The organism is Celerinatantimonas yamalensis (genome assembly GCF_046054155.1).
Classification (GTDB): domain Bacteria; phylum Pseudomonadota; class Gammaproteobacteria; order Enterobacterales; family Celerinatantimonadaceae; genus Celerinatantimonas; species Celerinatantimonas yamalensis.
Window position 1 is genome coordinate 512,729 of the sequence record NZ_JBEQCT010000002.1, and the last position, 14,866, is coordinate 527,594.

General features: G+C 45.8%; 11 protein-coding genes. 1 reads left to right on the forward strand and 10 read right to left on the reverse strand.

The window, feature by feature from the left end:
* Nucleotide 1: 1 nt before the first annotated feature.
* The 4 genes from rnr to ABUE30_RS06850 all read right to left on the reverse strand — a co-directional run bounded on the left by rnr (nt 2) and on the right by ABUE30_RS06850 (nt 5,195).
* Nucleotides 2-2,380 (reverse strand): ribonuclease R, encoded by a 2,379-nt coding sequence (rnr, locus tag ABUE30_RS06835; protein ID WP_408622971.1) that lies wholly within the window; start codon nt 2,378-2,380, stop codon nt 2-4.
* A 118-nt stretch (nt 2,381-2,498) separates the two neighbouring features.
* A complete protein-coding gene (locus ABUE30_RS06840) occupies nt 2,499-3,242 on the reverse strand; it encodes a tetratricopeptide repeat protein (RefSeq protein ID WP_408622972.1) in 744 nt (247 codons plus the stop codon).
* Nucleotides 3,243-3,309: 67 nt separating this feature from the next.
* The gene (gene mdh, locus ABUE30_RS06845) at nt 3,310-4,272 is read right to left on the reverse strand and encodes a malate dehydrogenase (protein WP_408622973.1); all 963 of its coding nucleotides are present in this window, start codon (nt 4,270-4,272) and stop codon (nt 3,310-3,312) included.
* 152 nt (nt 4,273-4,424) lie between these two features.
* On the reverse strand, nt 4,425-5,195 hold the full coding sequence (locus tag ABUE30_RS06850; RefSeq protein ID WP_408622974.1) for a transporter substrate-binding domain-containing protein: 771 nt from the start codon (nt 5,193-5,195) through the stop codon (nt 4,425-4,427).
* 235 nt (nt 5,196-5,430) lie between these two features.
* Between ABUE30_RS06850 and argR the strand changes: the two genes are divergently transcribed.
* Nucleotides 5,431-5,922 (forward strand): transcriptional regulator ArgR, encoded by a 492-nt coding sequence (gene argR, locus ABUE30_RS06855; RefSeq protein ID WP_408622975.1) that lies wholly within the window; start codon nt 5,431-5,433, stop codon nt 5,920-5,922.
* 271 nt (nt 5,923-6,193) lie between these two features.
* On the opposite strand, the gene glnK is transcribed toward argR, so the two are convergent.
* The 6 genes from glnK to aceF form a co-directional block, all read right to left on the reverse strand.
* The gene (gene glnK, locus ABUE30_RS06860) at nt 6,194-6,532 is read right to left on the reverse strand and encodes a P-II family nitrogen regulator (protein ID WP_408622976.1); all 339 of its coding nucleotides are present in this window, start codon (nt 6,530-6,532) and stop codon (nt 6,194-6,196) included.
* A 281-nt stretch (nt 6,533-6,813) separates the two neighbouring features.
* Nucleotides 6,814-7,146, reverse strand: a complete 333-nt coding sequence (locus ABUE30_RS06865; protein ID WP_408622977.1) for a YacL family protein — start codon at nt 7,144-7,146, stop codon at nt 6,814-6,816.
* A 118-nt stretch (nt 7,147-7,264) separates the two neighbouring features.
* Nucleotides 7,265-9,862 (reverse strand): bifunctional aconitate hydratase 2/2-methylisocitrate dehydratase, encoded by a 2,598-nt coding sequence (acnB, locus tag ABUE30_RS06870; protein WP_408622978.1) that lies wholly within the window; start codon nt 9,860-9,862, stop codon nt 7,265-7,267.
* Nucleotides 9,863-10,140: 278 nt separating this feature from the next.
* Complete coding sequence (locus tag ABUE30_RS06875; RefSeq protein WP_408622979.1) at nt 10,141-11,310, reverse strand: dienelactone hydrolase family protein; 1,170 nt, start codon at nt 11,308-11,310, stop codon at nt 10,141-10,143.
* A gap of 138 nt (nt 11,311-11,448) precedes the next feature.
* Entirely contained in the window at nt 11,449-12,873 is a 1,425-nt protein-coding gene (lpdA, locus tag ABUE30_RS06880; protein ID WP_408622980.1) for a dihydrolipoyl dehydrogenase, read from the reverse strand.
* A gap of 151 nt (nt 12,874-13,024) precedes the next feature.
* Nucleotides 13,025-14,860 (reverse strand): pyruvate dehydrogenase complex dihydrolipoyllysine-residue acetyltransferase, encoded by a 1,836-nt coding sequence (gene aceF / locus ABUE30_RS06885; protein ID WP_408622981.1) that lies wholly within the window; start codon nt 14,858-14,860, stop codon nt 13,025-13,027.
* Nucleotides 14,861-14,866: the final 6 nt, after the last annotated feature.

The window sequence follows — 14,866 nt, forward strand, 5'->3', positions numbered from 1 at the left end:
ATTACGACTTTAATGCCTTTTTCATAGTGGCCCGCTCTTGTTTACCAGGGCGACGTTTACGTTTCTTTTTCGATTTTACCACGTCCGTTTTTTTCACCCCTGCTTTTTTCTTGTTTCGCGAGGGTTTATCTGCAGCAGGTTTAGCTGATGAAGAGAGTACCGTTTTTTTAGTCGTGTTATTTGGGCTTTTTTTATCAGCGACTTTGGATTTTTGTCGTGAGCGTGGCTTTTTCTCACCATCACTATTAGCCAAAAATAGATCGATCTTACGATCGTCCATATTGACACTGGCTACTTTGACTTCAATCGCATCACCAATGCGATAGCGCATCCCACCGCCACGGCCAATTAGGATCTGCCGCGCTGCATCATACTCAAAATAATCGTGACCTAAGTTGCTGATATGCACCAAACCATCTATTTGCAACGTATTGAGCCGGACAAACAAGCCAAAGTTAGTCACAGCAGCAATCGTGCCACTGAGCACTTCACCGACATGATCTAACATAAACTCACATTTGAGTTTGTCGCAAACTTCACGAGTCGCATCGTCGGCACGCCGTTCTGTCATCGAACAATGTTCACCGAAGGCATCCATCTCCTCGAAGCTGTAATAGTAGCCTCCATTTGACGTCCAGCGATTTGCTGAGGCTCCCTGCTCTTTGGCCAGTAAGTATTTGATTACCCGATGCAACAAGAGATCCGGATAGCGCCGAATCGGCGAGGTAAAATGGGCATAACTTTTCAGTGCCAAACCAAAGTGCCCAATATTATCAGGCTGATAGACTGCCTGCATCATCGAGCGCAGCAGCATAGTTTGGATCAAATCGCGGTCATCACGTTCTTGAATGCTTGCCACCAGCTCAAAATAGTCTTTCGGTTGGGCCTGCTCGCCCCCTTCAAGGGTTAACCCCAGTTCATTTAAGAAACTGCGAAAATTATTCAGTCGTTCGGTACTCGGTTTATCATGAACACGAAACAAGATGGCAGCTTTGTGCTTTTCAACAAAACGAGCTGCGGCCACATTCGCTTGGATCATGCACTCTTCAATCATTTTATGGGCATCATTACGCAATAACGGCACAATTTGCTCAATTTTACGTTGAGCATTAAAGATAAATCGGGTTTCTTGCGTTTCTAGCTCAATGCCACCACGCTGCGCACGCGCTTCTTTTAATGCTAAAAACAAGCGATGTAACTCTTGGACATGAGGCAGTTGCTCAGCATAACGCTCGCGCAATAATTCATCGCCCTCTAACATCGCCGCCACTTTATTGTAGGTTAAGCGGGCATGCGAGTGCATAACAGCCGGATAAAAGCGATAGCTCGACAAACGGCCAGCAGAGGAGATGGTCATTTCGCAGACTAAACAGGCTCTATCCACTTGCGGGTTCAGTGAACACAAACCATTTGAGAGTTTCTCGGGCAGCATAGGAACCACTTGGTCAGGGAAATAGACCGAGGTCCCCCGCTCATACGCTTGTGTATCTAACGCACTGCCTGATCGAACATAATAAGAGACATCGGCAATAGCGACCCACAGTCGCCATCCCCCAGATTTTTTGGTCTCGCAATATACCGCATCATCAAAATCGCGGGCATCTTCGCCATCAATCGTCATCAAAGGCAATTGACGCAGATCCTCGCGGTTTTCATAATCTTGCGCTTGCAAAGACTCGGGGATCTTTGCAAGCGCTTTATTGATCGATACCGGCCACTCATGCGGGATATCGTGACTGCGCAGCGCCATCTCAACTTCCATACCTGGAGCCATCGTTTCACCAAGTACTTCAATCACTTGGCCTCGAACCACTGGATCATCATCTTGCACCAACAGCTCGACCACAACGACTTGTCCTTGACGGGCACCTAATGTGTGTTTGTCATCAATCCAAATATCACAGTTTAGGCGACTATCATCAGGCGCCACAAAGGTACCACTGCGTTCTCGAAAAAAACGTCCGACAATTTCGTGCTGGCCAACTTCGAGCACTTTTAATATGCGAGCTTCTTGACGCCCTTTTTTATCGACAGGGCCAGGCGCAGCTAGCACCGTATCGCCATGCATCGAGCCGCCAAATTTGCGACTGGGGATAAATAGATCATTGCCTTTATCGGCAGTGCGCAGGAAACCGTACCCATCACGATGACCAATCACTTGGCCGACAACCAAACCTAATCGTTCGGGTAATGTATATTCACCGCTGCGTGTCAACATGATCTGTCCCTGACGGATCAATGTATCCAAATGAGGTTGCAACGGTTGGGTTGAATCAGAAAACGCTTGCTCTAACGAATCCAGCGCGATAGGAGAAGTTTGTTGGGTAATAAAATCTTTTAACTGAGAGAGGAAATCGACACGATTGTCGTCATTGGGCATAGAATCGAACCTTTTGTTATCCCGCACGGCTTGAATGCAACGAGCGACCGCCCCTATGGTAAAGCTTATCGTGGCAATAGGCTACCTTTGTTAAGGCATTTCATCGCCCACGCCCCTATTATGGGGTATCGGGACGACTATTTTGCACTTCCGCTACGATACTCGGTGGCATCTGCTGTGCTAGTGAAGCGAGTAGTTTACTCGCACGTTGGTGTTGTTCCTTATCGGCAATAATCGAATTATACAACCACTGATAGGCTTGTTGGTAGTCAAATGGACTGCCATAGCCATCGACCAATATTTGGACATATTCAAGCCTAGCTTTCAGGTAACCTAAACTGGCTGACTCGCGTAATAATTGCACAGCCCGCTCAGGATTAGCCTGTACCAATGTTCCGCTAGCATAATAGCGACCCAACTGCTCTAGTGCCGCAGGCAGTCCCTGCCGAGCTGCTTGCCACATATAATGCACGCCTAACGTCGCATCACGCGGGACACACACACCCCATGCCAGCATATCTCCCCACAAAAACTGATAAGCCGGCAGGTCAACTTTTTGAGCACGGGCTTTAATATCTTGCACCAGTTGACAGCGGTCTGCTTTCACATGCTCTAAATGTTGGTTTTTGTCGATCCAATTCAGTAATTCATCTTGCGAGTACAATTGCACAGCTTTTAGATTGACGGACCCCTCTTGCTTGGCCTTGAATGCATCAGGTTGGTTAGTATCAGTTGATGACTTGGCGACTGAACTCATCATGTCAGGTGCTTGCAAATTCGGCAAAGCGCTGCTATCGGCGCAGTAGCCGACAGCCGACAAAAGACTGAGCCCCGCACCAATCAAACAGACGTTAATGCGCATGGTATTCTCACCATATTTCTACTCTTAACTCAGCTTATCGACCTAATAGGACAAAACTATAGCTGCATCAGATAGATTTTTTATCGCCGCAGCAATTAGCCGTCGTCCATTGTATCGCTTGAGTGATTTCCGCCTGCAAGATGGGTAAAAGCTGCTCCAGTTGCGACGCTTCATAATCACTGAGTGGACCAACCTCACGAATACGTTCAATCCCATTGACGCCAAGTTCAATGGGCAACGCAAAAAAGCCCGCATATTGGCCACCATCATCAATGTAGGCACACAAGTCAATTCCAGATTTACCTAACAACCCATCAACCAACTTCAGACAAAAAGCCCCCGCGGCTTGCCCCATGGATAACGTGGCCGATCCACCGCCGGCTTTCGCATCAACCACTTCGGTGCCGGCATCGCGAATGTGTTCGGTCAGTTGCTTGGCTTCTTGTTCACTAAAGTCGATACCAAGTTGCGAGAGCAGTGGCAAAATGGTGACGCCACTATGGCCACCAATAACAGGGATACGCAGTGGTTTTGGATCAATCTTCTTGACTTGTCCGACAAAAGTCTTCGCCCGAGTCACATCTAATGTCGTGACACCAAATAATTTTGCCTTGTTATAAATGCCTTTTGCCTGTAGCACCTGTTTGGCAACCGGTACCATACTATTAACTGGATTGGTGATGATGCCAATACAAGCGTTCGGACAGGCTTGGGCGATATTTTCGATGATGCCCTGAATAATTTTGGCGTTAATTTCGAATAAATCGGCGCGATCCATCCCCGGTTTACGAGCAACGCCGGCGCTAATCATCACCACATCTGCATCATCCAAAGCCACCGCCAAATCATCGCCTGTATATCCGATGACTTCCACATCGGTAGGAATATGACTTAAATCCACCGCCACACCGGGAGTCATCGGTGCAAGATCATACAAATTCAAGTGAGAACGCTTAGGTAACCGATTTTTGAGCATTAACGATAACGCTTGACCAATGCCGCCTGCGGCACCTATTACAGCAACCTTCATAGTCATCCCCTCAGAGCAATCAGTGCTGACAGATAAAATAGAGACTACTGACATGTTTAGCACAAAATTAAAGCACTTAGCAGAGCAATCCTACAATTTGCAGAAACGATCACGGCATTTCGATTAGTCCAGGCTATAAACCATCGTCATTCTTACTTGCTAGTGGCATTCACCGACGCCTCGACAAAGTATTGATTGAATATTTTTTGGTACTCTCCCGAGGCTTTAATTGCCTTAAGGGCCTTATTCAACCGCGCTTGAAGCTCGGTATCTTGTTGATTCACTGCAATCCCAAAACCAGCACCAAAATAGTCATTATCAATCACCGTCTTTCCTAATACCTCATACGCAGGATGTTTCTTGATCCAATCTAGCGCCACAGCACTATCAACAAACACACTATCGACTTTGCCACCTAGCAGATCTTCAAGGGCCATTTGATAGCTCGCATAGGGCACGACTACAGCACCATAAGCGACATAGTGATCTAACAAATATTGTTGCTCAGACGAGCCATTTTGCACGGCAATCACTTTCTTCCGCAGTTGGTATTGATGTTGAAAACTATCTTTATGGATAAGAAACACTGCACCATTGGTCAGATAAGGCGCGCTAAAGGCGACTCGCTTAGCTCGCTCGGGAGTGATATCGATTGCTGAAATGGCGGCATCATAGCGGCCAAATTCGATACTCGCCAGTAAGCTATCAAATGAGTGATTGGTAAACACGCAATGGGTTTGCATTTGACGACATAACGCTTGCACCAGTTCAATATCAAACCCAGTAAACTGGTGCTGATGATTGATAGACTCAAATGGTGGGTAGCTGGCTTCTGTTGCAAACCGTAGAATACCATTGCTGGCATAAGTTATTATCGATGGAAAAATCAATATACCGATTAAAGCCATCCGGATAAACCGCATTATTATCCCCTTACACCTTTAAATCGCCACAAAACGCGAAATTTGCTTAAGTTAGTCTTTGTTCAGTTGCCTCTAGAGAGGTCGCCACATAGTAACAAGCAACCTAAACTTGGCAAAGGATTAAAATGGGAAACCATGATTTTGCTGCATGGATATGCACCATCGATGAATAAAGTTGAAATTGTCCGCTAACTCAGTACACTTTAACTATTATTAGAGATAAGAATTCAAGCCCATGAAACCAAATTCAGGTCGCCAAGAACACCTAACACATGCGTTTAAAGCACTGCTAAAAGAGGAGAGATTTGGCTCTCAGGCCGAAATTGTCACTGCGTTGCAAGAGCTCGGATATAGCAATATCAATCAATCTAAAGTCTCACGGATGCTGTCAAAATTTGGCGCAGTACGCACCCGTAATGCCAAAATGGAAATGGTTTACTGCCTTCCAGCTGAGCTTGGCGTGCCAACAGCTACCAGTCCACTTAAAAATCTTGTGATGGAGATAGGTTTTAATAATGCGCTTATCGTGATTCAGACGAGCCCAGGAGCGGCACAGCTTATTGCTCGGTTACTTGACTCGCTCGGTAAAGCAGAAGGTATTTTGGGGACAATTGCCGGCGATGATACAATTTTTATCACACCAACCAAAGAGATGCCTGTTGAAGAATTATTTAATTCTATTCAAGAACTTTTCGAACAGAACACGCCGTTTGCGTTGAATAAATAGCCGGTGGTGGTTATTCATTCATCGTAAGGTCAGTCGTAACGGACGTCTGGCTATTTTGCCTCAGTCACTCAAACAACACCTAGAAATGACAAGGCCAGAGCAAACCAGTAATAAGCTGGTCTAACCGTTGGCTAACACACGAAAAGAATAAGTGATAGGGATACGTAATCGCTGCGAATGCCACAATTGACCACCCGGATTATGCAATCCAGGGTGGTTTGTTATTCAAACCGCTGCAACAAAGACTCGAAGCGAAGAAAAGAGGTTTGAATTAAATGGCTTCGTCATCGACCTCACCGGTACGAATACGCACAACATGTGATAGATCATGCACGAAAATTTTGCCATCCCCAATTTTACCAGTATAGGCTGCGCTGGTAATCGCTTCGATGATCCGATCGACATCGCCATCCTGCGCGGCTATCTCGAGTTTAACCTTCGGTAAAAAGTCGACTTGGTATTCAGCGCCACGGTATAGTTCCGTATGCCCTTTTTGTCGTCCAAATCCTTTCACTTCAGAAACAGTTAACCCTTCAACGCCAACTTCAGCGATTGCTTCACGAACATCATCAAGCTTAAACGGTTTAATAATTGCACTAACGAGTTTCATCTGACCTTCCTCCGAGTCAAATTCTTATTGTCATCCTAATAATAGCTAAACAACTCCCGTGCCAACAATAAAAATACTTTAAAATCATTTAGTTAAAATAGCCGCCAAGAATAAGCTCATAAATTTGCATCGAATTGGTGCATATTTTATCCTGTGACGCACCAAAAAAGAACAAACGCTCCATTACTCTAGCCTAATTATTGCTGATAACTTATTGATTTTTTAAATTAACTCAACCGGTCATGAACATCGTTCGGCTCGCATTTACTCACCTGACTCACTTAGCCACGCAAAAAATCAAGTAAGTGCAGATAATCTTCATAGCCACATTCTGCACTAATATCAAGCAGCGTCAAAGCTTGCCCTTGATCATCCAATGGCTCATCACTATTGACATGCGCAAAAACTTGGACATCATCACTGCGAATATAGGCCGAGTACTCAACGCTACGAATAACCATTGGCAAAGCATTGATGTCACGACTTTGCGCAAGCTCAGCTTGAAAGCACTCGTCATCCCAGCTTTGTTCCAACCAAAGTGCTAAAGCGCGATGCTGGTCACCACAGTCAATGGTAAAGTGACCATCATCAAGATAGGTTAATTCAATATCCATTTGCAACCCAAGACCTCAAAACGCCACACTTTACAAGCTCCCAATCCAGTGCTCAAGCACAAAAAAGCCAACCTCGAAGGGTTGGCTTAAACAGAGCTATTGAAATCACCCCATTCGTTTAAACAGCTTGTTGAATAATCACATCTTTGGCGATGTCGATATATTCATCTAGCTTGTCAAAGTTTAGATAACGATAGGTATCGGCAGCGCTGGTGTTAATTTTCGCAGCATATTCTAAATACTCTGCCACGTGGGGCAATCGGCCTAAAATTGAGACGACTGCCGCAAGCTCAGCGGATGCTAAATACACATTCGCACCATCGCCTAAACGATTCGGGAAATTTCGTGTCGAAGTCGAAACCACTGTCGCATTATTGGCCACACGGGCCTGATTCCCCATACATAGCGAACACCCTGGGATCTCTGTACGCGCCCCAACACGACCAAAAATACCGTAATAGCCTTCGGCAATCAGTTGTTTTTGATCCATTTTAGTCGGAGGAGCGACCCATAAACGAGTAGGCAAGGCGCCTTTGTAGTTATCCAGCAGCTTACCTGCAGCGCGGAAGTGACCAATATTGGTCATACATGAACCAATAAAGACCTCATCAATACTTTCGCCAGCTACCTCAGAGAGTAGTCGTGCATCATCAGGATCATTCGGCGCACATAAAATCGGCTCTTTGATCTCATTAAGATCAATTTCAAGTACAGCTTCATATTCAGCATCATCATCAGCACTCATCAACTGCGGGTTGGCGATGAACTCTTCCATCGCTTGAATTCGCCGCTCGATAGTGCGCTTATCACCATAACCTTCGGCAATCATCCACTTGAGCATCACAATATTTGAGCTCAAATACTCGATGATAGGTTCTTTATCTAGCTTGATAGAACAACCCGCTGCAGAGCGTTCTGCTGTGGCATCAGAGAGTTCAAAAGCTTGTTCAACTTTAAGCTGCGGTAAACCTTCAATCTCAATGATCCGGCCTGAAAAAATGTTTTTCTTACCACGCTTTTCAACAGTTAACAGACCCTCTTGGATTGCCTGATAAGGAATTGCATGCACCAAGTCACGTAAAGTAATCCCCGGCTGCATTTCGCCTTTAAAGCGCACTAGCACAGACTCGGGCATATCCAGAGGCATTACCCCAGTGGCCGCCGCAAATGCCACCAGACCCGAGCCGGCAGGGAATGATACACCAAGCGGGAAGCGTGTATGGGAGTCACCCCCAGTGCCAACCGTATCGGGCAATAACATTCGGTTTAACCATGAGTGAATAATACCATCGCCAGGGCGCAGTGCCACACCGCCTCGATTCATAATAAAATCAGGTAGGGTATGGTGGGTTTCAACATCTACAGGTTTTGGATAAGCCGCTGTGTGGCAAAACGATTGCATAGTTAAATCAGCAGTGAAGCCAAGACAGGCTAAATCTTTGAGCTCATCACGCGTCATTGGACCTGTCGTATCTTGTGAGCCGACAGTGGTCATTTTAGGTTCGCAATACTGATTTGGGCGGATCCCAGCAACACCACACGCTTTACCGACAATTTTTTGCGCCAGAGTAAAACCCTTGCTTGATGCTTCACTTGGTTTTGGCCGACGAAACACATCAGAGAGACCAAGCCCTAACGATTCGCGAGCCCGATCGGTTAAACCGCGACCAATAATGAGTGGAATACGGCCGCCGGCACGCACTTCATCGAGAATAATATCGGTTTTCAGCTCAAATGTAGTAACGACTTCATCACTGCCATGGCGGGTTACTTTTCCCTCACGAGGGTAGATATCAATGACATCGCCAGTTTCCAAATTTGATACGTCAAATTCGATCGGCAGTGCACCTGAATCTTCTAGTGTATTAAAGAAAATGGGTGCGATTTTGCCGCCAAAGACATAACCACCAGCGCGTTTATTCGGCACATAAGGTAGATCATCGCCCATTAACCACAAAACAGAGTTAGTAGCCGATTTACGTGATGAGCCAGTACCGACCACATCGCCCACATAAGCCACTGGATGACCTTTCTCTTTGAGAGAGTCAATCAGTTTGATTGGACCAACTTGTCCGACTTCATCCGGTTCGATACCCTCACGAGGGTTCTTGAGCATTGCCAACGCGTGCAACGGAATATCAGGACGTGACCATGCATCAGGAGCTGGTGAGAGATCATCTGTATTGGTTTCACCGGACACTTTAAACACGGTCAAGGTGATTTTATCAGCAATCGGGTTTTTCTCTAAAAACCACTTGGCATCGGCCCAGTTTTGCATCACTTGCTGCGCTGATTTATTGCCAGCTTTGGCTTTTTCTTCAACATCAAAAAATGCATCGAATACCAACAAGGTATGCGACAACGCATTGAGTGCAAGCGGCGCTAATTGAACATCGTCAAGTAAGCTGATGAGTGGCTCAATATTATAGCCACCCTGCATAGTTCCTAATAGCTCAGTGGCTTTTGCTGGTGAAATCAGAGGGGATTGAACATCACGCATTGCCAATGCGGCTAAGAACCCCGCTTTTACATAAGCGGCCTCATCCACACCCGGTGGAATGCGGTTTTCTAACAAATCAAGCAAGAATGCTTCTTCACCCTTAGGCGGAGCTTTTAATAATTCGACCAATTGAGCGGTTTGTTCAGCATTCAAAGGTTTCGGCACAACACCCTGCTGGGCGCGCTGCTCGACATGTTCACGGTAAGCTTCTAACACGACTTGCTCCTCAATTCGCTTTCCTTAAAATTTAATTATGGTAGTAATCGAACCCTTCAATCAAAAATCCAATCAAAAACTTCAAATATTATTTAAGCGGAATGGCTGATCACTGTACTTCCGAATCGACAGGTTGCGGGAAGACATAAATCTTTAACATAATATCAACAATTTGTCGATCATTATCCCTTTATAATCGCGAGGAATTCACAAACTGACAAGAAAAAAATGCAGGCTCTTGACGGAGCATATTCTCCGCCAAGATGGGCTTAAGGCGGTTAAGGTAATACTTTTTCCGGATGCTCCCACTGTTTCAGCCACTGGTAGGCTACATCTTGTTGTTTTGCATAAAAAACATGCCCTAAATTAGGCCAAGTACGGGTTGTCAGGTGATCATCAGCATGTTGGCTATGCCACACTTGGTGAAGCTTCTTATAGGCTTGCTGAACGGCTTCCGGTGGAAAAAGATGGTCTTTGCCACCATTGAAAATTAGCATAGGCTTAGGCGCTGCGATTGACGCTTCATCAGGGATATCCATCCACTGCGCCAATCCAGGTTGAAGCATATAAAAGGCTGATTGCCCCCGTAATACATTATTGCCTGGGACCATCAGCCCTTGGTAGGTTCCCATCCAAGAGTCAACAACAGTCGCCGCGGCTTGAGGGCGCAATGCCGCCAATTGCCATGCTCGATAAGCCCCCATTGAAAAGCCAACAATCGCGACTCGTTTTGGATCAACCTCAGCGCGGGAACGTAAGAAGTCGAAGGCCCGCATGTCTTCATACGCCATATTCCCCGCCAACGATCGTCCCAAGTTAAAGAAATTACTCGCTAACGCTTGCTGTTGCGCATAATTCATCGGACCACGATCTCCCCAGCCTAACGCATCCACACACAAGACTACATAACCACGTTTAGCCATCGCATCACCGACAAATTGTCCGGTGAAATATTTTTCCGACCACGCGACTGCTGAATCGAGTTTAGCCTGATCCCCCCATGGCTTAATCATCTTCTCTTTGCCAATATCAAATTTGGCACCATGGTCATGTAAGAGAATTGCTGCAGCATGTTTCCCTTTCGTTTTAGGCACAAGCATCAACCCCACAACCCGACTCTCATCGGTTAAATTAAAGGCAATTTTATAGCCAATATAACTGCCTCGATCAATGCTATCGATCACTTGCGGTGCAAAAGGGCGATGTGAATCAGGTGTTAGAAGCGACTGGCGTAGTTTATGGCGAGCAGTAATACGCCATTTAGCAAAATCTTGGTAGTTGCCGCTTAACCACGACATGGGATAGGTTAGTTGTTTTTTCAATGCCGGATAAAAAGTCGGCAACATATCTTGAGTCAATGCTTGCTGCTGGTAGTCATTCTCAGCAACAGCTTGTCCAGCACAGGCGATGCTCAGGCAAGCAGCGAATAATAATCCTTTAGTTTTCATTAAATCCTCTTTTAAAACGCTGTTTTGATTTATTCTAAAGCGATAGAGGCAATAAAAAAGAGACCTGGATTACATTATTTTATCTAATAAAACAAAAACTCCGGCTGATGCCGGAGTTTCAATATCAAGTACAGTGACTTATTTTTTCTTTGCTTTTTTATTTGGCAGATCGGTAATCGAACCTTCAAATATTTCAGCAGCCAAGCCAACAGATTCATGTAACGTTGGGTGAGCATGAATGGTTAATGCCAGATCTTCGGCATCACACCCCATTTCAATCGCTAGACCAATTTCACCGAGTAGTTCACCGCCATTAGTACCGACAATTGCTCCTCCGATCACACGGTTAGACTGCTTATCGAAAATAAGCTTAGTCATCCCATCTGCGCAATCAGAAGCAATCGCACGACCAGACGCCGCCCATGGGAAAACCGCCGTTTCAAATGCAATACCCTGTGCTTTAGCTTCTTTTTCAGTCAGCCCAACCCACGCCATCTCTGGCTCAGTGTAAGCGATACTTGGAATAACTTTGGGATCGAAATAATGCTTTTTACCAGCGATCACTTCAGCGGCTACGTGACCTTCATGCACGCCTTTGTGTGCGAGCATCGGTTGACCGACAATATCACCAATAGCATAGATATGTGGTATGTTGGTGCGCATCTGTTTGTCAACTTCAATGAAGCCACGTTCAGTTACATTCACGCCTGCTTTATCGGCATCCAAAGACAGGCCATTTGGCACCCGCCCTACAGCCACTAAGACCGCATCATAACGGACTGGCTCAGCCGGTGCTTGTTTGCCTTCATAGCTAACATACAACCCGTCTTTTTTCGCTTCAACAGCTACCACTTTAGTCTCTAGCATGATGTTGAATTTTTTCTCAACACGTTTGGTAAAGACTTTCACGATGTCTTTATCAGCGGCTGGAACCAATTGGTCTGCAAATTCAACCACATCAATATCACTACCAAGAGCGCTGTAAACAGTCCCCATTTCCAAACCAATGATACCACCACCAAGGACCAGCATTTTTCCTGGAACGACTTTCAGCTCCAAGGCATCTGTTGAGTCCCAAACACGCTCATCATTGTGTGGAATAAATGGTAACTGAACAGGACGAGAACCGGCAGCAATAATCGCATTATCGAAATTAACAACGGTTACGCCATCATCGGTTTCAACAGCTAAGCTATTCGCACCAGTAAATTTGGCATAGCCATTCACAACGGTGACTTTACGCTGTTTTGCCATACCACTTAAACCGCCAGTTAACTGACTAATTACTTTTTCTTTCCAACTACGGATTTTATCGATATCAGTGGTAGGCTCACCAAAAACGATACCGTGAGAGGCTAAAGATTTGGTTTCTTCTATGACTTTAGCGACGTGTAACAGCGCTTTAGAGGGAATACACCCAACGTTCAAGCACACGCCACCTAAGGAGCTGTAGCGTTCGATGATAACTGTTTCTAAACCTAAGTCTGCTGCACGGAACGCAGCAGAGTAGCCTGCTGGTCCTGCGCCCAGGACAACGACCTGGGCTTTAATCTCGTTACTCATGGGTAGATGACCTCTTGGGAATAAAACTGTCGGTTTTAATCTTATTGACCGACTTCGTGTTATAAGAGTGTAACGAATCGCCTCAGTGATGAGAACTGTTCAATTCACCAATGCGATTAAAACCCGGAAGCTTTCACTTCCGGTTTTTGCATCACAACACCAGTTTACGCAGATCGCCTAGTGCGTCGCTGATCGTCGAAATAAAACGAGCACCATCGGCACCATCGATCACTCGATGGTCATAAGAAAGAGCCAGTGGCAACATCAACCGCGGTGCAAACTCACTCCCGTTCCACTTCGGTTTCATCTCGCTGCGTGAAACACCTAAGATAGCGACTTCAGGCGCGTTGACAATAGGAGTGAACTGAGTGCCACCAATACCACCTAAGCTTGAAATAGTAAAGCAGCCACCTTGCATATCTGAAGAGGTCAATTTACCGCTGCGCGCTTTTTTAGAAATAGTGGTCAATTCTTGCGATAATTCGTAGATGCCTTTTTTGTTCACATCACGAACCACTGGAACCACCAGCCCATTTGGCGTATCAACCGCAATACCGATGTTGATATATTTTTTCACAATCAACGTTTGACCGTCTTCTGACAATGACGCGTTGAATTTTGGATATGTTTCCAGCGCTTTAGCAGCCGCCTTCATCATAAACACCAATGGCGTAATCTTAAAGCCAAGCTCTTTTTTCGCCGCAATCTGGTTTTCCGCTTTGCGGAAGTTTTCCATGTCGGTAATATCAGCTTCATCAAACTGAGTCACATGTGGAATTCTTACCCAGTTGCGATGCAGGTTAGGCCCAGAGATCTTCTGAATGCGTGACAGTGGTTTCTCTTCGATGTCACCGAATTTAGCAAAATCAACTTTTGGCCATGCCAGTACATCCATACCACTGCCGCCCGTTGCGCCTGACTCTGCGCGGCGAACTGCATTTTTCACGTAATCTTGAACGTCTTCTTTGGTGATGCGAGCTTTACGACCTGTCGGTTTGATCTTCTCAAGGTTTAGACCAAATTCACGGGCTAAGCGACGAACCACAGGTGAAGCATGCACATAAGCATTATTTTCAACAAATCCATCACCTTTAGCAGGTGCACTTGGTGCCGCTGGTGCTTCTCCTGCAGCTGGCGCAGACGCTGTAGCGGCAGCCACAGTCGGTGCATCACCGGCCTTTTCAAAGACCATAATAAACGAACCAGTTTTAACTTTGTCGCCTTCTGATACTTTAATCTCTTTGATTGTGCCAGCAAATGGCGCGGGCACTTCCATTGATGCTTTATCGCCTTCAACCGTGATCAGAGACTGCTCTTCATCAACATGGTCACCAACTTTCACCATGATTTCGGTCACTTCAACTTCGTCATCGCCGATATCTGGTACATTAACCTGATGAACCGAACTTGCTACAGGTGCTGCAGTTGGAGCCGCGGCTGGAGTTGGCGTCGCCGCTGAAGCCTCGCTGCCAGCCACTTCAAAGATCATAATCAATGAGTTAGTTTTTACTTTGTCGCCAGCATTAAGTTTGATCTCTTTAACAGTCCCAGCAAACGGTGCGGGAACTTCCATTGACGCTTTGTCGCCTTCAACAGTAATCAGAGACTGCTCTTCTTCAACATGGTCGCCAACAGCGACCATCAACTCAGTGATCTCAACTTCATCATCACCAATATCTGGAACGTGAACTTCTTTAAATTCAGTCCCTGTCGCAACAGGCACGGCTGCAGGCTCGGCAGCTGCTGATTCGCCAGCTGCATCGTCGAAGATCATGATGAAAGCGCCTGTTTTCACTTTATCGCCTTCAGCGATTTTGATCTCTTTAACGACACCAGCCTGAGGAGCTGGAACTTCCATGGACGCTTTATCGCCTTCAACGGTAATTAGTGATTGCTCTTCTTCAACGCTATCACCGACTTTGACCAAGATTTCAGTTACTTCAACTTCATCATCGCCAATATCTGGAACATTAATTTTAATACTCATTCTTCT